Raw genomic sequence first — 19,491 nt, forward strand, 5'->3', positions numbered from 1 at the left:
GCAGAAGAGAGAGGGCGAACGCACTGGCGCCGCCGACGGAAAGGGCGCCGGACACCGCCAGCGTCAGGGTGGAAAGACACAAGGGACACATGTCGGACCTCCGGGATCGTCGGTCATGGGGATAGCTCAGCCCTGCTCGCTGAGCCGCTTGAGGGTGGCCAGGCCCGCCTCGAAGTCCTTGCCGACCATGCTGTCCATGCTGAAGAACAGGTGCATGATCTTCGCCACGAAGGGCGTGGGGCCGTACATCGCCCAGGTCACGTCGGTGCCGCCGTCGCGCGGCAGCAGGGTGAACTCGGCGGTGTTGCTGGCCTTGAACGGTTTGAAGAAGTCCAGCGCAATGGTCACCCGCGAAGCCGGCGTGCTTTCGATGATTTCCATGCGCCCTTCCCCGGCCTTGCTGTTGCCGGCCCAGGCGTACACCGCACCACGGCCCTTGTCCGCACCCGAGAAGCTGCGCTGCATGTCCGGGTCGAGCTTCTCGAAGGGCGACCATTGCGGCCAGCGGTGGAAGTCCTCGATGAAGGCGAAGACCCTCTCCGGTGGCGCCTGGATACGTGCCGTACGCTCCACCCGGAAGCTGTCCGGGCGGCTCGCCGCCAGAACCAGCACCACGATTACGGCCAGCACCACGACCACTGCGATCCACTTCAACATGACATCCTCCTGATGGTGTCGATGGGCTCATTGCCCGGCGAAATAACGGTCCCAGTCGCGGACCGGACGGACCTCGACGCAGCCTAGCCGGCCCGACGGCAGGCGACCGGCGATCTGCAGCGCCTCGTTGAGATCGCGCGCCTCCAGCAGCACGAAGCCGCCCAGGTGTTCCTTGGTCTCGGCGAACGGACCGTCGGTGATCTGCAGGTCGCCGCCCTTGTGGCGCAGGGTGGTGGCGCTGGTCACCGGCTCCAGCGCCTGCGCGGCCAGCAACTGGCCGTTCTCGCGCAGGCGCTCCTCGTTGCAGCGGCATTCGTCGATTACCTGGCGAAATACCGGCCCCGGCAGGCTGGCGAGACGGGTGTCGTCCACGTAGATCAGGCAGAGGTATTTCATGCTCGACTCCCGGCTTGGCGACTGGGTTTTATCCATAGTCGAAGCACGGAAACGGAAATCGACAGCAGCAGGGAAATTTTTTCGCCAGGGATTCAAACGCTGAGCGCGGAGCTCACGCATGGTTGGGAGGAGCTTCGGAATCACCCGCTTCCGTAGGAGCGGACTCCGTCCGCGATGCTCTTGCTTTTCGTAGGGCGCATAACGCGTAAGGCGTTATCCGCCGTTTTGGGGTTTGGTGTTTCTGCGCCGCTTCGGCGTGCGCTGAGAGATATTGTTTCGCCCCCTCGGGCGAGTCCCTTTTGGGGCCCCAAAAGGAACCAAAAGGGCTTGCCCCTGCATCCGGTTTTTCGCTTAGGCGAAAAATACCCTCGCTCCATCGGAGTTTCAGGGGCACGCGTCGACGGGCCATCCCTGGCCCGTCGACGCTCTCGCGGCATCCATGCCGCTCAACCCCTGTAACTCCGATTACACTCGGCCTCCTGAAGGGGCGCTCCGGTGCGCGCAGAGATTTCTCTGGAAACCGCTTTTCGCTTTTCGTAGGAGCGAGCTTGCTCGCGAATCGCCCAGCGCTGGAGTCGCCGGTGAATGTGTTCGCGAGCAAGCTCGCTCCTACAGGGAAACGCCGCAGCCCCGTAGCGCGGATAACGCCTCAGGCACTATCCGCCGCGATGGGTATCGCTTCGCTCCACGCCATCCTACGAAGAGCTCCCCGTTTCCGGACCGCGAGCCCGCGGAACTCAGCTCTCCAGCAGCCCGCTCGCCCGCTGCACCCGCCGCTCCGTCGCCTGTTCCAGCACCTGCCAGCCGCGCCCCGCGCTGGCCAGGGTGAACCACTGGCGGGCGCGGGTGATGCCGGTGTAGACCAGCTCGCGGGTGAGGATCGGATTGAGGCTGTCCGGCAATAGCAGCGCGGCATGGGTGAACTCCGAGCCCTGGGACTTGTGCACCGTCATGGCGAACACCGTTTCCACCGCCTGCAGGCGACTGGGCAGGATCCAGCGGATGCCGGCAGTGCCGTCGCCCGCCGGGAAGGCCACGCGCGGCACCCAGCGCACGCTGCCGTCGTCCGCCGTTTGCGGCAGCGCCAGGGTGATGCCGATATCCCCGTTCATCAGGCCCAGGCCATAGTCGTTACGGGTGACCAGCACCGGGCGGCCGAGGAACCAGGCGTGCGTCGAGGGGATCAGTCCTTCGCTATGCAGCAGCTCGGTAATCAGCGTGTTGAGCCCTTCGACACCCCAGGGCCCACGGCGCAAGGCGCAGAGCAGCTGGAACTGCCCGTGGGCTTCCAGCACCTGCCGCGCCCAGTCGTCCAGCGCTGCCTGGTCGGCGTTCTCGGCCGGCCTCTTGGCTGCCAGCACGCCGAGGTAATGGCGATAGCCGACCGGCCCGAGCAAATCTCCGCCGCGTCCGCCATCCACCACCAGACCGCGCAGGCTGCGGGTGTCCTGGGCATCCACGGCGATGCGGGTCAAGTCTTCGTGGCGGGCCTTCCATACCTCGCGCAATGCCGGGATATCGCCCGCGTTGACCGCTTCCGCCAGCTGTCCGATACCGCTGTCGGCGCTGAAGCGATGGCTGTGACGGAGCATGGCCACGGCCTGGTCGAGGTCGCTTCCCTGCGCGTCCAGCAGGACCGGATCGATGGGCTCACCGGTCACTGCTTCCAGCCAGTCACGGGTGGCGGGTCGATAGTGGCCTTCGCGGGCGCGGCTGCACAGCTCACCCAATACGGCGCCGGCTTCCACCGAGGCCAGCTGGTCCTTGTCGCCCAGCAGGATCAGCCGCGCGCGCGGCGGCAACGCGGCGAGGAGCGACGCCATCATTTCCAGGTCGACCATCGAGGCTTCGTCCACCACCAGCAGCTCCAGCGCCAGCGGGTTGCCGGCGTGGTGGCGGAACTGGCGGCTGTCCGGGCGGCTGCCGAGCAGGCGGTGCAGCGTGGTGACTTCGGTGGGAATCGCTTCGCGCGCGGCCTCGCCGTTGGGCAGGCCGTCAAGTTGCAGGCGCTGCACGGCGCCGGCGATGGATTCGTTCAGGCGCGCGGCGGCCTTGCCGGTGGGTGCGGCGAGGCGGATACGCAGCGGCCGTCCGCCCTCCCCCAGAGCCAGGCTTTGCAGCAGCGCCAAGAGCTTGACCACCGTGGTGGTCTTGCCGGTGCCGGGACCGCCGGTGACGATGCCGAAGGCATTGCCCGCCACCAACGCGCACGCCAGCTTCTGCCAATCAGCCGAAGCGCCGGCTTTCTTCGGGAACAGCGCATCCAGCGCCTGGCGCAACGGCGCGACGGGCAACTTCGCACGCAATGCCTCGCCCTGGCGCAGGCGCTGGTCGATCCCGGCGCGCACCGCGCACTCGTATTGCCAATAGCGCCGCAGGTACAGGCGTCGGCCGGCGCGCACCAGCGGCGTATCGCCGGCACCCTCGCCGATCAGGCGCGGGTCGTTCAGCGCGGCCTGCCAGGCCTCCAGCTCGATGCCATCGAGCAGCACGTCGGGCAGCTCGGGGGCGTCCTTGGCGGAGTCGCCTTCCGGTGGCAGCGACAGGGCGAAACGGCTGTCGGCCAGGGTCGCCGCGAGGTCGAGGCAGACGTGCCCGCGACCGAGCTGGTGGCTGGCCAGCGCGGCCGCCAGGATCAGCAGCGGATGCGCATCCGCCACGCGCTCGACCAGGAAGGCCGCGAAGGCGCGGTCGAGCTCGCGCAGCCAGCCGCGCTCGGCCCAGCGGCCGATCAGTTCGAGCATTTCACCGGCGGTTCTCTGCGGCGCGGTCATGCCGGCATCTCCTCATCCACGGCGCGGAACAGGCGGTCCAGTTCCTCCATCAGGGCTTTGGGCGGCCGCTCCAGGTACAGGCCCTGGGTCGCCGACTGGCTGCCGCGAAGGAACAGGTACATCGCCCCGCCAACGTGGCGGTCGTAGTCGTAATCGGGCAGGCGCGCCTGAAGCAAGCGGTGCAGGGCGAACAGGTAAAGCGCGTACTGCAGGTCGTAGCGGTGCTCCAGCAGCGCCTCGCGCAAGGCCGGCTCGGTGTAGGCCTCGTCGTCGGCACCGAGCCAGTTGGATTTGTAGTCGGCCACGTAGTAGCGGCCTTCGTGTTCGAACACCAGGTCGATGAAACCCTTGAGCATGCCGTTGAGCTGGTTGGCCTGTAGCGCCGGCCGCGCCGCGCCGCCGAGGGTATGGCGGGTGACGATGCGATCCAGGCGCTGGCTGTCCACCTGGCGGGTGGCGAACCAGAACTCCATTTCCTTCTGGTAGCTGGCCAGCCCGGCCAGGCTGACCGGCGCGGCATCGGGCAGGCGGAAAGCGGTATGCAGCAGTTGCGTCAGCCAGGCGTGCAGCGGCTCGATCCAGGCCTCCCAGCCGCGCACCTGGCAACGGCGCGCCAATTGATCGCGTAGCTGCTGCGCGTCGCAGGCGCCGAAGCCCTCGTCGGCGGCCCACTCCAGCAGACCGTGGAGGAAGCTGCCGGGATTGGCCCCGCGAGGGAAGGCGTGCAGGCTGCCCGGCGCCGGCACGGCGTCGGCCTCGCGGGTTTCCTCCAGGCTGCCTTCGCGCAGCAGGTCTTCGCCGGCGCTGGTGGGTTCGTCCGCCGCGGGGGCCGGTGCCGGCGATTCGATGTCCTCATCGCCGGCCAGGGTCGCCAGCGCGGAATAGCTGGCGATCCACCATTTCTCCGCCACCCGCCGGCGTGGCTCGCGGGCCGCGCCCAGTTCGCCGGCCTGCGGGCCGACGAAGAGCTGCAGGTCGGCATCGGGCGCCGCGTCGAGGACGATTTCGCCCTGCCCGGCCTGCAACTCGCCCAGCCGCGCGGCCACGTCCTCGACGCTCAGCGCATTGCCGCCGCCGAGCAGGTAGCCCATGGCGCCCTTGTGCAGCTCCGGGCTCTTGCTGTTGCTCATCACCAGCGGCGCCACGCCCAGCCACACGGCATGCCGCGCGCGGGTCAGGGCCACGTAGAGCAGGCGCATGTCCTCGCTCAGGCGTTCGTCGTTGGCCTGTTGATAGGCCGCCTTGGCCAGTTCCTTGTCGCGGGACAGCTCCACCACCCGCGCCTCGCCACTCTGGAAGCTCGGCGGCGTGGCGCTCTTGCCATCCAGTTCGCGCCAGCTGCAGATGAAGGGCAGCAGCACCAGCGGGTACTCCAGGCCCTTGGACTTGTGGATGGTCACCACCTTGATCAGGTCGGCGTCGCTTTCCAGGCGGAGGATTTCCTCGCTGGAGGGGCTTTCCAACTGTTCCGCCAACACCCGCAGCAGCGCGTGCTCGCCGTCCAGCTCCACCGCCTCACGCTGCAGCCACTCGGCCAGGTGCAGCAGGTTGGTCAGGCTGCGCTCGCCGTCGATCTGCCGCAGCAGGCGCGCCGGCAAGGCGAAGTCAGCCAGCAGACGGCGCAGCATCGGCAGCACGCCCTGCTGCTGCCAGAGCACGCGGTAGTCGCGGAAGCGCAACACCATGTCTTCCCAGAAACGCTCGTCCTGGTTCAGCCGCTCCAGGGTCGCCAAGTCCAGCGCCAGGCTGCGGGTGGCCAGGGCGATGCGCAAGGCGCCATCGTCGCCGGGGTCGGCACAGGCGCGCAGCCAGTGCAACAGGTCTGTCGCTTCGGGGCTGTCGAACACCGAATCGCGGTCGGACAGGTAGACGCTGGCCAGCCGGCGTGCCGCCAGCTCGCTGCGCACCGCTTCGGCCTCGCTGCGGCCGCGCACCAGGATGGCGATATCCGCCGGGCGCAGTGCGCGCCAGTTGCCATCGGCATCGCGGAAGCCACTCTGTGCGGAGCTCAACCAACGCTGGATGGCACTGGCGCTGCGCGCGGCCATCTCCTGGCGATAGAGCGTCGAACCGCAGACCTGGCCGTCGTTGTCCAGTTGCCAGAAAGTCATGGCCGGCGCTTCGGTGCCTTCGAGCAGCAGCGTTTCCTCACGCCCACGGGCGCCGACTTCGAGGAAGGGCACGGGATTGTCCTGGCCTTCCACGGCGAAGCGGAACGCCCCGCGCGGATGTCCCTCGGCGAACAGGAAGCAGCGGTTCGCCGCCGCCACCATGGCGCGCGTGGAGCGGAAGTTGGTGCCCAGGGTGTAGTGGCGCCCGGCGGTGGCGGCGCGGGCGCGCAGGTAGGTGTGGATGTCGGCGCCGCGGAAGGCGTAGATCGCCTGCTTGGGGTCGCCGATCATGAACAGGCCGAGGTTCCTCGGGTTCTCGCCGATGCGGTAGACGCGCTCGAAGATGCGGTACTGCAGCGGGTCGGTGTCCTGGAACTCGTCGATCAGCGCCACCGGGAACTGCTCGCGGATGCGTTCGGCCAGGCGCTCGCCGCCGCTGCCGGCCAGGGCGCGGTCGAGGCGCACCAGCAGGTCGTCGAAGCCCAGTTCGGCGCGTTTCTGCTTCTCTGCCTCCAGGCTCTGGCGCACTTCGCCCAAGGCGTGCAGCAGGAGCTGCGGGGCGATGTCCGGGCGCTGGTCCGAGCCTTCGGCCCAGGCGTCGATGGCTTGCAGCGCCGGGTGTTCCGGCACCACGGCCTTGGCTTTGACCTTGATCCGCGTCTGGCCGAATTTGGCCAGGTTGTCCGGTGCGTCGGCGCCCTCGCTCCAGGCATCCAGCGCTTCGAGCCAGCCACCGAAGATGGCGTCGTCGTCCTTGCCGCGATAGCTGTTGCCGTTGAGGTCGCCACGCAGGTTGCGCAGCAGTTCGCCAAGATTGCCGCGATCCGCCGCCCAGGCTTCGCGGGCGCGGGTTTCGGCGGCGGCGAGTTCGTCGTACCACTGCCCGGTAGATTCCAGCAGCTCGCCCAGCGAGGCCGGTGCAGAGAGCGGTTGGTCGCCGTAACGGAAGCCCGCTTCCTGCGCGGCCAGCAGCGGTTGCAGGGCGCGCATCAGCGCCTCCGGGCCGGCGTAGCAATGGCGCACGGCATTGGCGGCAGCCGCGCCCAGTGGATAGAAATTGCGTCGCCAGTAGTCGCGCACCGCTTCGGCGAGCAGCTCGCTCTGGTCGGCCGCCAGGTCCTGGGTGAACAGGCTGCCGCTGTCGAAGGCGTGCTCGCGCAACATGCGGTAGCACCAGCTGTGGATGGTGGAGACGGCGGCCTCGTCCATCCATTCGGCGGCCAGACGCAGCAGACGCGCGCAGCCCGGCCAGCGCTCGGCGGGGTAGCTGGCGCGCAGCGTCAGCAGCAGGCCGTCGTGCTCGCCCTCGGGCTCGGCGAAACAGTGCGCCGCCTCGCCCAGGCGCGCGCGGATGCGTTCGCGCAGCTCTTGCGTCGCCGCTTCGGTGAAGGTCACCACGAGGATTTCCGGTGGGCTCAGCGGCCGGCCGAAAGCCTGCTCACCGCCGTGATCAAGCACCAGCCGCACATAGAGCAAGGCGATGGTGAAGGTCTTGCCGGTGCCGGCGCTGGCCTCGATCAGCCGGCTGCCATGCAGCGGAAACTCAAGCGGCTTCAGCTCGACGGCGCTCATTGTTCCGCCTCCTTGCGTTGCAGCAGTTCGAACAAGGGTCCGTAGAGCGCTTCGGCCCACGCGGCAAATTCCTCGCTGGCGTTGAGACTGGCGAAGTCCGGATAGACCCGCGCCAGCGCCGCCGAGGATGCCGCCTCACCGCTGAGGTTGTAGCTGCCGTCATAGCGCTTGGCGGCCTCGCGGGCGGCGCGTTCGGCGTCCTCCCCGGCGGCCAGCCAGGCGAAGGCGGTCTTGCAGGCCACCGGCAGCGGGCGGCTCATGCCCTGGAACCAGGCAGCCATCAGGTTGTTCAGTTCGGCGCGCGCCTGCTCGGCCGGCAGCGCCGGGAACTCCAGGGTGCCGGTCAGGCCGACCAGCACGCTGGTCACCGGCTCACCGCACAGCTGCAACGCCAGGTGGCGCACCCAGGGACGCACCAGCCCGTGCCATTTGTAGCCCTTGCCTTCGTGGAGCTTGCCGCTGACCAGTTGCAGGCTGGCGAGCTGGCCCTCGGCATTGCGGCGCAGGCCGCCGAGCCAGTCGGCCAACTCGATGCCGGCGTGTTCATGATCGAGCTCCCGCTGCTCCTCTTCCACCTGGGACCAGTGCTCCAGCTGTTCGCGGTACCGGGCCAGCAGGTCATGCAGCGGCGCCACCAGCGACTGGGCGGAGAACTCGCCGAAAGCGGCCAGCGGCAGGCGGCCCTCGCGGCGCAGGCGTTCGACCTGCCCGGTCAGCTGCGACTCCAGTTGCTCGTCCTGCCAATGCTGCTCGACCCACGGGCGCATGCGCTCGCACAGTTCGAACTGCAGTTGCCAGACATCCAGGCCATTGAGCTCGAAGGGTTCCTCATCCTGGCCGGTGAGCTGCTCCTCGGCGAAACGTACCTTGAGACGCTGGACGAAGAAGGCGCCGACCGGATTGGCGAGGAAGTCGGACAGCACGCGCAGGCCGATCGGCGCATCGAGGGCCAACGGCGGCAAGGGCGCGTCATCGATCTCGACCGCCTGCTCGCGGTGCACGTCCCGCCATTCGCGGGCGTAGGTGTAGAGGCCGTCGATCCCCTGACCCGACGCTTCGCCGAAATAGGCACGGCTGAAGGGTTGCAGCGGATGCTCCAGGGCCAGGCCGTGCAGCAGGTCACCGCCGTCGGCGCGGCGCCAGCCATCGGCGAGGTGGTCGCGCAGCTGGCCGATCAGCACCGACGGCGGCCGCTCGCTGTTGTCGCGGATGCTCCGGCCGACCCAGCTGACGTAGAGCTGGCGGCGCGCCGAGAGCAGCGCTTCGAGCAGCAGGTAACGGTCGTCCTCGCGGCGCGAACGGTCGCCGGGGCGGTAGTCGTTGCGCATCAGGTCGAAGTCCAGCGGCGATTGCGGGCGGGGGTAGTCGCCGTCGTTCATGCCCAGCAGGCAGACCAGCTGAAAGGGAATCGCACGCATCGGCATCAGGGTGCAGAAGCTCACCGCACCAGCCAGGAAGCGCTGGTTCAGGCCACCAGCATCCAGCCCGCCGAGCCAGGCTTCGCGCACCACCGAGAGCGGCAGCGGATCGGTGAAACCGGCGTGCTGACAGGTTTCCAGCCAGCGTTCGAGCAGGTCCAGCAATTGCTGCCGGAGCAACTCATCGTGGTCGTCGGTGACGCGGAAGAAGGCGTCGAGCAGTGCCCGCAGGCGCTCTGCCCAGACCTTCGGCTCGGCTTCCTCGGCGAGCAGGTCGCAGGCCTTTTCCAGCGCGCCGAGCAGCCCGGCCAGCGGGCCAAGCGCGGCGGCATCGAGCCCGCCGATTTCCGCGTAGGGTTCGATGCCCTGAAAGGCTTCGCCCTCACCCACCGCAAAGCCCAGCAGCATGCGCCGCAGACCGAAACGCCAGCTGTTGGCTTCGTCGGCGGAGGGCAGGCCGAGGCGTTCGCGCTGCTGGCCGTCGAGCCCCCAGCGCACGCCGGCGCCGTCGATCCAGCGGCGCAGCAGCGGCAGGTCCGCTTCGGCCAGGCCGAAGCGCTCGCGCAGGGCGGCGACGTCCAGCAGGTCGAGGATCTCGCTGACGGCGAAGCGGCTGTCGGGCAGGCGCAGCAGGTGCTCCAGCGCCACCAGCAGCGGCTCGCGGCCGCGCTGCCCCTGGTCGGCCAGGGTGTAGGGAATGAAACGCTTGTCGTCGCGCGGCACCTGGCCGAACACGGCCTCGATGTGCGGCGCGTAGGGGTTGATGTCCGGCACCATGACGATCACGTCGCGCGGGCGCAGTGTCGGGTCTGCGTCGAAGCGGGCGAGCAGCTGGTCATGGAGGATTTCCACCTCGCGCTGCGCGCTGTGGGCGACGTGGAAGCGCACCGAGTCGTCCGCCTGCGGATCGACCGCCGGCCAGTGCTCGCGGCTTTCGGCCAGCGGGCGCAGTTCGAGGATGTCGTCCTGCAGCTGGCCGAGCAGGTTGTGCGGCTCGTCCTCGCTGAACAGGTCGATGCGCCCGTTGCTCACCGCGCCCAGGCGCGCGCGGTAGCTTTCCGGGTCGTCGTACTGGTCGAGCAGGTTGATGTAGTCGCGGCCCTGCTTGCCCCAGGCGGCCAGCAGCGGCTGCGCATACTGGTGCTGCTGGTCGTCGCTGAGCAGCTCCGGGGTACCGGCGCGGCGGCGTTGACGGCGGTATTCGTGGCGCAGCAGGTCCTTGTCGGCGACGATGTCGGCCCAATGGTGGCGGCAGGGGTTGTGCACGCAGAGCAGCACCTGGGCGTGGCGCGCCAGCACGGCGAGGGCTTCCACCGTCTGCGCCGGCATCGCGGAGATGCCGAATACCACGACGCGGCGCGGCAGGTTCGCCAGCGGGTTCTCGGCGCCCTTGAGCTTCTCGATGAAGCGCCCATGCACACCGGCGCGGCTGGTGGCCAGGCCTTCGGGGCCCACATCAGCGAGTAGCGCGCGCCACAGCGCGGCCTGCCAGCGGTTGTCCGCCTCCAGTTCGCGCACCGTGCCATTGGCCAGGCGCAGCTGATCGACGCCCCGGCTCCAGTCCTCCAGCCAGTCGGCGCGGTAGACCTGGTACTGGTCGAACAGGTCGGCCAGGCGCTCGGCCAACTGGTGGCGCTTGCGCAGGTCGGCGTCGTCGGCGAGGAAGCGCTGCAGGGTGGCGAATTCGTCCTGTTCCAGCAGGGTCGGCAGCAGGCGCATCAGGCGCCAGGTCAGCGGGCCCTTGTCGAGCACCGAGACCTCGGGGATTTCATCGCGGCCCAGCGCACCACGGTAGGCGCGCCAGAGGAATTGCGCGGGCAGTTGCACGTCGAGCGCGGCGGTCACGCCGCAGCCGCCCTCCGCCACATCGCGCCCCAGCGCCAGCTTCAGCCACTGGGCGATGCCGTTGCTCTGCACCAGGATGACTTCGTTCTCCAGCGGCGCCAGCGGGTGCAGACTCATCCACTGCACCAGCAGGTCGCGCAGCGCTTCCGGATGGTTGCCGTGGATCACCATCAGGCCGGGGGTCAGTCGCTGCTCGCTCATCGTCTCTCCTGGTTCTGGCGACATCATTCGTGCGCCGCTTGGAATGCTCCGCATTTCACCAAAAAGCTCGCATCGAGGCAGCCTTTTTCCCTGCTCGACTCAGCTATTTTCGCCGCCACCTCGAAATGGCTGATTATCGGCGTCCATAAAGCACGATCATCGCCGGACACCTCCTACATTTTCGAATCCAACTCAATTAGCATCCAGCGCTGCGGCCAGGGGCTATGATCCTCTCCACGGCCGCACAGGCCAGCCATGGAGAAGAAAATGGGCAAGAAGAGCAAGGCGAGTCACCCGGCCACCGAACAGACCGGGAAGATGAAGAACAAGGAGTACGAGGAACAGCTGAAGAAGCTGACCGTCGAACTGGTCAAGCTGCAGGAGTGGGTGGTGCACAAGGGCCTGAAGGTCTGCATCGTCTTCGAAGGGCGCGACGGCGCCGGCAAGGGCGGCACCATCAAGGCCATCACCGAGCGCGTCAGCCCGCGCGTGTTCCGCGTGGTGGCACTGCCCGCACCGACCGAGCGCGAGAAGTCGCAACTCTACGTCCAGCGCTATATCAAGCATCTGCCCGCCGCCGGCGAAGTGGTGATCTTCGACCGCAGCTGGTACAACCGCGCCGGCGTCGAGCGGGTGATGGGCTTCTGCACCGAGGAACAGGCCGACAAGTTCCTCGCCGTCACGCCGCTGTTCGAGCGGATGATGACCGAGTCCGGAATCATCCTGCTGAAGTTCTGGCTGGAGGTCAGCCCCGAGGAGCAGGCGCGCCGCCTGGAAGACCGCATCACCGACGGTCGCAAGGTCTGGAAGCTGTCGCCGATGGACCTGAAGTCCTTCAACCTCTGGGACCAGTACACCCGCGCCCGCGACCTGATGTTCGCCGCCACCGACTCGCCCTGGGCACCCTGGTTCGTGGCGCGCTCGGAGGACAAGAAGCGCGTGCGCCTGAACGTCATCAACCACATCCTCAAGCATGTTCCGTACAAGGACGTGCCCCATGAGGCGGTGAAGCTGCCCAAGCGCGGCAAGATCGGCAAGTACAAGAGCCCGGACTACCCATTCCACTACATCGACGAAACCTTCTGAGCCAACGGGCTGGCGCCATGGCGCCAGCCCGTAGCCGTCACCGGCATCCGCGCCCTCCCCCGAATTGCCTTATGCGCCCGCGCAGGTGACTGCGCCCTTGCAAGCCGCGCAACAAACGCTCCTGAACTAACCTGCCAATATCTTCGATTCTTCTGCGCGGACAAAGTCGCTAGATTCATGTCCCTCGCGCGCAAGCCCGCGCCAGCTGCCATGTAATCGCCACTAACAGGATGCGCCCATGCAACTGATCGGAATGCTCGATTCGCCCTATGTCCGCCGTACCGCCATCTCCCTGCGCCTGCTGGAGGTCGAATTCCAGCATCGCCCGCTCTCGGTATTCAGCACCTACGAGGACTTCCGCGGGATCAACCCGGTGGTCAAGGCCCCGACGCTGATCCTCGACGACGGCCAGACGCTGATGGACTCCACCCTGATCATCGACCTGATCGAGCATGAAGCCGGGCGCAGCCTGATGCCCGGCGAGTCCACCGCGCGGGTGCGCGCCACCCGCCTGCTGGGGCTGGCACTGGCGGCAATGGAAAAGGCCGTGCAGCGCTACTACGAGCAGCAGCGTCCGGAAGACAAGCAGCACATGCCGTGGCAAGGACGGGTCGAGGAGCAGTTGCACGCCGCCTGCGCCGCGCTGGAAAACGAACTCACCGAGCACCCGTTGCCGCGCGATGGACGACTCGATCAGGCCGGTCTGAGCATTGCCGTGGCCTGGACCTTCATCCAGCTGCTGCACGTCCAGTACATGCCGGCGGACACCTACCCCGCCCTGCACGACTGGACGCTTTATGCCGAATCGCAGGAAGCCTTCAAGGCCTTCCCGCCGGTGTGATTAACCCTGCGGCAGTTCCTCATGGCGCTGCCGCGTCCAGCGCAGCAGACCCAGGCAGATGAGGAAGCCGCAGGCCGCAAGGATGGCGGCGGCGAGGAAGGTCGACGCATAGCCGTGGTGGACGGCGATCAGCCCCATCAGCGGGCCGGCCACGCCCAGCGCCAGGTCGAAGAACAGCGCGTAGGCGCCCAACCCCGCGCTGCGGCTGCTCGCGGGAATGCGCAGCACCGCCTCCACGCCCAGCGACGGGTAGACCAGCGACAGACCGCAACCGGTGAGCGCCGCGCCCAGCAGCGCGATGCCGGGCCCGGGGGCCTGCCAGAGCAGCAGCAGGCCGCAGGCTTCCACCGCCAGGCAGACCATTGCGACCACGAAGCCGCCCAAGCGGTTGACCGTCCAGGAGAACAGCAGCCGCGCGCCGATGAAGCAGACGCCGAACGCCGTCAGGCACCAGGCCGGGTTGGCCCAGCCCTGGCTGCCGTAATACAGGGTGATGAAGGCGGCCAGGGTGCCGAAGCCGATGGAACCGACCATCACGCACATGCCGTAGGGCAGCACGCGGCCCAGCACGGCATGGAAGGCCATCCGCGTGCCGGCGATGATCGGCACGGCCTGCCGGCCACGGGCGGTGAACAGGCCCAGGGCGGTCAGCAGCAGAATGCTCGCACCCAGGCTCCACAACCCCAGCGAGCCGGACAGGGTGACGCCCAACGGCGCGCCGACGGCAATGCCGCCATAGCTGACGATGCCGTTCCAGGAAATCACCTTGGCGGTGTTCTGCGTGCCGACCTGGGCAATGCCCCAACTGGCGGTGCCGATCCCCATCAGCCCCTGCGCCAGGCCGAACAGCAGGCGGCTGCCCAGCAGCAGGGTCAGGCTCAGCCAGCGCACACTCTCCAGGCTGGTGGAGAGCAGCACCAGCAAACCGCCGAGCCCCAGCACGCCCAGCCCATAGAGCACCGCGCGCTTGGCGCCGTGGGTGTCGGTCAGGTAGCCGGCCAGGGGCCGCGAGATCAGGGTGGCGAGGTACTGCAGGCTGATCACCACGCCAGCGATGACCGTGTCATAGCCCAGGCCTTCGTGGACGAAACCCGGCAGCACCGGCAGCAGCAGGCCGATGCTGAGGTAGAGGATCAACGTGAAGGAAACGGTCGCGAGTATCTGCAGGGTTACGGCGGCACTTCGCTGCTCGGGAGCGCTCATGGGCAGGCCTGGCGGTGGGTGAACTGCGTCAATGATTGCGCGGCGCCGGGGAAATTGAAAGCTGGCTATCTATTCTCCGTGCACGCGGGCCGATCCCGGCGCTGCCCTCCGGCAGATGCACCTATAGTTGTTGCAGCTACTCGCGTCCGCCCGACGCGTCCCCATCACTCGAAGGACTCACCGGAGGCCCCATGGATACCAGTCCACACACGCTCGGCGCACTGTTCAAGCAACTCGGCCTGCCCAATGGCCGCCAGGAGATCGACGCCTTCCTCGGCAGCCACCGCCTGGCCGCCGGTCAGGCACTGCCGGACGCGCCGTTCTGGAGCCCGGCCCAGGCGACGTTCCTGCGCGAAGCCCTGGAAGACGACTCGGACTGGGCCGAGGAAGTCGACGAACTGGCGGTGCGCCTGTCCGGCTGAGCCGCCGCGCTACTTCAGGTAGGAACGCAGCACGCTCACCACCTGCCCCAGGTCCTCCTGGCGCTCGGCGGCGGTGCGCTCCGCGTCGCCCAGATGGTCACGCAGGTGGCCTTCCAGCACTTCGGCCATCAGGCCATTCACCGCGCCACGGATGGCGGCAATCTGCTGCAGGATCGCCGCACATTCGCTGCCAGCCTCCAGCGCCCGCTCCAGTGCCTCGCTCTGCCCCTTGATGCGGCGCACCCGGGTCAGCAGCTTCTTCTGGTCCTTGATGGTATGTCCCACGCCAATGCTCCAAAGTATACTGGGGTATAGTATCCAGACTTCTGTTACGGACCATCATCATGCAGCACGCAGTACAGCCGCAAGACGGCCAGCACGATCACCAGTTCCACGAAGGCAATCCCCTGGCTGAACGCAACACCCTGCGCGGCGCGCTGCTGACCGTGGTGATGATGGTGGTGGAAATCGTCGGCGGCTGGCTCTTCAACTCCATGGCCCTGCTCGCCGACGGCTGGCACATGAGCTCCCACGCCCTGGCGCTGGGCCTGGCGTTCTTCGCCTATGTGGCGGCGCGGCGCTTCAAGGGCGATGCGCGCTTCGCCTTCGGCACCTTCAAGATCGAGGTGCTGGCCAGCTATACCAGCGCCATCCTGCTGCTGGGCGTGGCCGCTCTGATGCTGTTCGAATCCGTGGCGCGCCTGCTCGCCCCGACGCCGATCCACTACGAGCAGGCCATCGCCATCGCCGTGCTCGGCCTGCTGGTGAACCTGGTCTGCGCCTGGCTGCTGCGTGGCGAGCATCACCATCATGACCACGGACACGGCCATCATCACCACCATGGGCATGCCCCTCAGCATGAGCATCACCATGACCTCAACCTGCGCGCCGCCTACCTGCACGTACTCGCCGACGCCGCCACCTCTGTAGCGGCCATCGTCGCGCTGATCGGCGGCATGTTCTGGGGCGCGGCCTGGCTCGATCCGCTGATGGGTATCGTTGGCGCCGTGCTGGTGGCGGCCTGGTCGGTCGGCCTGCTCAAGCAGAGCAGCCGGGTGTTGCTGGATGCGGAGATGAACGACCCGGTGGTGGAGGAAATCCGCGAGGTAGTCGCCGAACTGCCGCAACCGGCGCGCATCACCGACCTGCACCTGTGGCGCGTGGGCAAGGCGCGCTACGCCTGCATCCTGAGCCTGGCCACTGCCGGCGTGCTGACGCCCGAGCTGGTACGCCAGCGCCTGCAGGTGCACGAGGAGCTGGTGCACATCACGGTGGAGATCAACCCGGTAGCGGCCTGATACCGGAAGTCGCGCCCGCTTTGACGACCACCGCGCGGCTGCGGCCTAATGCGCAGCCTGTCGAACCCCGGTCGCCGCTTCCAATGTCCAGCTCCCGCTTCTCCGCCGCCCAGCAACGCGCCAGCACCCTGCACTTGCCTGCCGGGCCCTGGGCAACGGTGCTGGACTGCCTGTGCGCGCACTTCCCGGCCATCAGTCGCGATACCTGGCTCGACCGTATGGCCCGCGGCAAGGTGCTGGACAGCGACGGCCAGCCCATCGGCCCCGAGCATCCCTACCGCGAAGCGTTGCGCATCCACTACTTCCGCGAAGTGCCGCAGGAGACGCCGGTACCCTTCCAGGAGTCCGTCCTTTATATCGACGAACACCTGGTGGTGGCGGACAAGCCGCACTTCCTGCCGGTGACGCCATCCGGCCAATACGTCGAGCAAACCCTGCTCGCCCGCCTGGCCAGGCGCCTGGACAACCCGCTGCTGGTGCCGCTGCACCGCATCGACCGGCTCACCGCCGGGCTGGTACTGTTCTCCGCCAATCCCGACAGCCGCTCCGCCTACCAGGCACTGTTCCGCGAGCGGCGCATCGACAAGATGTACGAGGCCATCGCCCCCGCGCTGCCGCAGCTGGAATTTCCCCATGTGCGCAAGTCGCGGATGGTGGACGGCGATCCCTTCATCCTGATGCAGGAAGTGGACGGCGCCCCCAACAGCGAAACGCGCATCGAGGTGCTGGAGCGGCGCGGCGCACTGTGGCGCTACGGTCTGCATCCAGTGACCGGCAAGCGCCACCAGTTGCGCGTGCACATGTCGGCCCTGGGCGCAGCGCTGTGCTTCGATCCGCTCTACCCCACCCTGCTGCCCCGTGACGAACGTCCGCCGGAAGACTACGAGAAGCCGCTGAAGCTGCTGGCCCGCCAGTTGGACTTCATCGACCCGATTACCGGCGAGGCGCGGCACTTCGAAAGCCAGCTCGAACTGTCCTGGCCTTCCATCAATTTCATCGATGGTCACCCTTAAGGCTATCCATTTCCGTCGATAGCGGCCGCGGTGTTTTCATTGCTCCACCCAACGGAGAGAAAGCATCAGGAGCCGAACATGAGCTACAGCGCCAAGTCCTTTTCCGCCCTCGTCAACGCCCTGCTGGCCGACGGTATCACCCGCCCCGAACAGATGGCCCGCCAGCCGTTCCGCAATGCCCAGGGCTTCTGGTCCGCGGTGAGCAGGAAATGAACCTTTCCCAGCGATTCCCGGCCAGCCTGCGGATCGACACGGCGTTCGTCGTCTACGCAATGATCATCGCCTGGCTGGTGTTCTCCGGCATCTGAGCGGATCGGCCAAGAAAAAGGGCAGCCCCAGGCTGCCCTTGTTGCATACCGCGCGGCACTGCCGCGCTCCATCCTCACTTTTTCAGACAGGTGCTCATGAACGCCTTGCGTTCGTCGCCCTTGAGCGCCTTCTTGGTCGCATCGGCGTTGCAGGTCTTCATCTTTTCCTGCTGAGCCGTCGTCGCCTTGACGTCGCCGCCGGCCGAAAGGCATTTGCTCATGAACGCCTTGCGTTCATCGCCCTTCAGGGCCTTGGCGGTGGCGTCGGCGTTACAAGTCTTCATCTTTTCCTGCTGCGCGGTCTGCGCGGCGGTGGCAGCGAAGCCTTGCACCGAGAACAGAAGGGCCAGTGCGAGCAGCGGAATACGAACGGTGGTCATGGAGAGGTCTCCTGGGATGGATTGCCTCCCTCAGCGTAGCTCGCGCGCCCGCATTGGCGACCCGTGGCGCAGGCGCCGTGTGACTCGCCACCGCAAATTAATGAGCCGCCACCGATAAAATCAATTTCTAGTTATATATAAATTCTAATTAATAATTTTTTGAAATAACAAAAATGTCGCAGTATGGCGTTACCCATTCATCGGTACGCCAGGAAGCCTGCCATGTCGCTCTTGACCCTTCCCAATGCCCGCGAGCAAACCAAGTCGGTCCGCGCCACGGTGCTGGTGTTCAAGGACCCGCGCTCGCAGGAACTGCTCAGCCGTATCGAACGCCTGGCGCCCAGCGAAGCCAACGCCCTGATCATCGGCGAGACCGGCACCGGCAAGGAGCTGGTCGCACGGCATATCCACAAGCTCAGCCGGCGCAGCGCCGCGCCCTTCGTCGCGGTGAACTGCGGCGCCTTCTCCGAGACACTGGTGGAGAGCGAACTGTTCGGCCACGAGAAAGGCGCCTACACCGGCGCCACCAGCAGCAAGGCCGGCTGGTTCGAGGCGGCCAATGGCGGCACCCTGTTCCTCGACGAAATCGGCGACCTGCCGCTGAACATGCAGGTCAAGCTGCTGCGCGTGCTGCAGGAGCGCGAAGTGGTGCGACTGGGCTCGCGCACCCCGGTGCCGATCAACGTGCGGGTGGTCGCCGCGACCAACGTCAACCTGGCCGACGCGGTGGTCGCCGGGCACTTCCGCGAGGACCTGTTCTACCGCCTGCACGTCGCCACCATCCGCCTGCCGCCGCTGCGCGAGCGTCCCGGCGATATCCTGCCGCTGGCCGAATTCTTCCTCGAAGAGCATTGCCAGCGCCTGGGCTACAACCGCGCATCGCTGAGCAGCGAGGCCGAGCGCAAGCTGCTCGGCCACAGCTGGCCGGGCAACATCCGCGAGCTGGAAAACGCCATCCACCATGCGCTGCTGGTGTGCCGCAACCAGCAGGTGCAGCCGGGCGACCTGCAACTGGCCGAACTGCCATCGTCGCCGCGCCACGACCTGTTGCGCCATGAACACACTCCCCACGCCCTCGCCCCTCGCGTGGAAGCGACGCTGGAGCAGGCACTGCTGGAACTGTTCGAAAGCAACAAGCCCGACCTTTACGAGCACATCGAGGAAGTCCTGTTCCGCACGGCGTACCACTTCTGCCACGGCAACCAGCTGCAGACCGGCCGCCTGCTGGGCATCAGCCGCAATATCGTCCGTGCGCGGCTGGAGAAGATCGGCGAGCTGAATCTCGGCCGTATCGCCTGAGCCCCCGCAACCCGCACCCTTGCTGGCCTGCCGCCGTCCGTCGGCGGCACTTCTGCGGCCGGCCCGCGCAAAAGGTTATAATCCGCGCCGTTTCCGGTCGTCCGGGCTATGTAACGTCCAGCGTCTACACTGCCAGGGGCGTCGTCCAGACAGGACGTCCGCCGGCAACGAACACTCTCTGTCATCAGGACACATCGTGACCAAAGACGAACTGCGCGCGGAACTGGAGCGCCAGGAGCAACGCTACAAGGATGTGTACGGCGGTGAAGTCACTCGCTACGCCGCCCAGCCGGACCCCGAACGAAAGCCGTGGCGCAAGCGCCGCAACCTGCTCGACCAGGCCTTCGACCGGGAGCTGGAAAAGATCGAAGAACAACGACTGAAAAAGGAACAGGAAGCGGCTTCCCTTAAACCGTAGGTCCGGGTACGAATGCTCCTCCGTGAGGCCGACCAGGCAGATTTTGTGCTGTAGGAAGGTCGCAAATTGCGGGTGGGATGGGCTCCGTGGGGGAGCCCGGTACTGACCTCAAACATTCATCAGGCGGGCCGGCGGCCCGGCGTGGAAGCATTGCAAGTCTTTTCCACCCTGCCTGGAAGCAGCGTGCGACGTGAGGTCGCGCGAATTCGAGAAACCGTTTCAGGCTGAATACGGCACTCAATGGCTTCT

The 19,491-nt window shown here is 67.1% G+C and carries 16 protein-coding genes; 8 read left to right on the top strand and 8 right to left on the bottom strand.

Going from position 1 to position 19,491, the window contains the following annotated elements; genetic code table 11:
• Window positions 1-126: 126 nt before the first annotated feature.
• From ACQ5BL_RS22230 to recC, 5 genes are all read right to left on the bottom strand, one after another.
• Entirely contained in the window at window positions 127-657 is a 531-nt protein-coding gene (locus ACQ5BL_RS22230) for an SRPBCC family protein (protein WP_243805494.1), read from the bottom strand.
• A gap of 27 nt (window positions 658-684) precedes the next feature.
• The gene (locus ACQ5BL_RS22235; protein WP_243805492.1) at window positions 685-1,053 is read right to left on the bottom strand and encodes a YciI family protein; all 369 of its coding nucleotides are present in this window, start codon (window positions 1,051-1,053) and stop codon (window positions 685-687) included.
• A gap of 737 nt (window positions 1,054-1,790) precedes the next feature.
• The gene (gene recD, locus ACQ5BL_RS22240; protein WP_243805490.1) at window positions 1,791-3,827 is read right to left on the bottom strand and encodes an exodeoxyribonuclease V subunit alpha; all 2,037 of its coding nucleotides are present in this window, start codon (window positions 3,825-3,827) and stop codon (window positions 1,791-1,793) included.
• Window positions 3,824-7,510, bottom strand: a complete 3,687-nt coding sequence (recB, locus tag ACQ5BL_RS22245) for an exodeoxyribonuclease V subunit beta (protein ID WP_430293272.1) — start codon at window positions 7,508-7,510, stop codon at window positions 3,824-3,826. The genes recD and recB overlap by 4 nt, the downstream gene beginning before the upstream one ends.
• Window positions 7,507-10,974, bottom strand: coding sequence for an exodeoxyribonuclease V subunit gamma (recC, locus tag ACQ5BL_RS22250; RefSeq protein ID WP_243805486.1), 3,468 nt, complete (start codon window positions 10,972-10,974; stop codon window positions 7,507-7,509). The genes recB and recC overlap by 4 nt, the downstream gene beginning before the upstream one ends.
• A gap of 267 nt (window positions 10,975-11,241) precedes the next feature.
• Between recC and ppk2 the strand changes: the two genes are divergently transcribed.
• Together ppk2 and ACQ5BL_RS22260 are read left to right on the top strand one after the other, a co-directional pair.
• A complete protein-coding gene (gene ppk2 / locus ACQ5BL_RS22255; protein ID WP_243805483.1) occupies window positions 11,242-12,060 on the top strand; it encodes a polyphosphate kinase 2 in 819 nt (272 codons plus the stop codon).
• Between the two features lie 238 nt (window positions 12,061-12,298).
• Window positions 12,299-12,901 carry a glutathione S-transferase N-terminal domain-containing protein gene (locus ACQ5BL_RS22260; RefSeq protein WP_207883967.1) on the top strand — a complete coding sequence of 201 codons (603 nt, stop codon included), beginning with the start codon at window positions 12,299-12,301 and terminating at the stop codon, window positions 12,899-12,901.
• On the opposite strand, the gene ACQ5BL_RS22265 is transcribed toward ACQ5BL_RS22260, so the two are convergent.
• Window positions 12,902-14,104, bottom strand: coding sequence for an MFS transporter (locus ACQ5BL_RS22265; RefSeq protein WP_243805481.1), 1,203 nt, complete (start codon window positions 14,102-14,104; stop codon window positions 12,902-12,904).
• Between the two features lie 191 nt (window positions 14,105-14,295).
• On the opposite strand from ACQ5BL_RS22265, the gene ACQ5BL_RS22270 reads away from it, so the two are divergent.
• Window positions 14,296-14,526 (top strand): DUF2789 domain-containing protein, encoded by a 231-nt coding sequence (locus ACQ5BL_RS22270; protein ID WP_207883963.1) that lies wholly within the window; start codon window positions 14,296-14,298, stop codon window positions 14,524-14,526.
• A gap of 9 nt (window positions 14,527-14,535) precedes the next feature.
• Here the strand turns inward: ACQ5BL_RS22270 and ACQ5BL_RS22275 are convergent, their stop codons facing one another.
• Window positions 14,536-14,811 carry a metal/formaldehyde-sensitive transcriptional repressor gene (locus ACQ5BL_RS22275; protein ID WP_243805479.1) on the bottom strand — a complete coding sequence of 92 codons (276 nt, stop codon included), beginning with the start codon at window positions 14,809-14,811 and terminating at the stop codon, window positions 14,536-14,538.
• 59 nt (window positions 14,812-14,870) lie between these two features.
• Here ACQ5BL_RS22275 and dmeF point away from each other — a divergent pair, with 59 nt between their 5' ends.
• The 3 genes from dmeF (at window position 14,871) to ACQ5BL_RS22290 (ending at window position 17,050) form a co-directional block, all read left to right on the top strand.
• The gene (gene dmeF / locus ACQ5BL_RS22280) at window positions 14,871-15,824 is read left to right on the top strand and encodes a CDF family Co(II)/Ni(II) efflux transporter DmeF (protein ID WP_243805477.1); all 954 of its coding nucleotides are present in this window, start codon (window positions 14,871-14,873) and stop codon (window positions 15,822-15,824) included.
• 83 nt (window positions 15,825-15,907) lie between these two features.
• Complete coding sequence (locus ACQ5BL_RS22285; RefSeq protein ID WP_243805475.1) at window positions 15,908-16,837, top strand: pseudouridine synthase; 930 nt, start codon at window positions 15,908-15,910, stop codon at window positions 16,835-16,837.
• Between the two features lie 78 nt (window positions 16,838-16,915).
• Complete coding sequence (locus ACQ5BL_RS22290) at window positions 16,916-17,050, top strand: hypothetical protein (protein WP_279381553.1); 135 nt, start codon at window positions 16,916-16,918, stop codon at window positions 17,048-17,050.
• A gap of 169 nt (window positions 17,051-17,219) precedes the next feature.
• On the opposite strand, the gene ACQ5BL_RS22295 is transcribed toward ACQ5BL_RS22290, so the two are convergent.
• Window positions 17,220-17,525 carry a PsiF family protein gene (locus ACQ5BL_RS22295; RefSeq protein ID WP_243805473.1) on the bottom strand — a complete coding sequence of 102 codons (306 nt, stop codon included), beginning with the start codon at window positions 17,523-17,525 and terminating at the stop codon, window positions 17,220-17,222.
• Between the two features lie 222 nt (window positions 17,526-17,747).
• On the opposite strand from ACQ5BL_RS22295, the gene ACQ5BL_RS22300 reads away from it, so the two are divergent.
• Entirely contained in the window at window positions 17,748-18,824 is a 1,077-nt protein-coding gene (locus tag ACQ5BL_RS22300; protein ID WP_243805471.1) for a sigma-54 interaction domain-containing protein, read from the top strand.
• Between the two features lie 196 nt (window positions 18,825-19,020).
• Window positions 19,021-19,242, top strand: coding sequence for a hypothetical protein (locus tag ACQ5BL_RS22305; protein ID WP_152220859.1), 222 nt, complete (start codon window positions 19,021-19,023; stop codon window positions 19,240-19,242).
• Window positions 19,243-19,491: the final 249 nt, after the last annotated feature.

Source organism: Pseudomonas sp. B1-22 (genome assembly GCF_050474425.1).
Lineage (GTDB): Bacteria > Pseudomonadota > Gammaproteobacteria > Pseudomonadales > Pseudomonadaceae > Pseudomonas.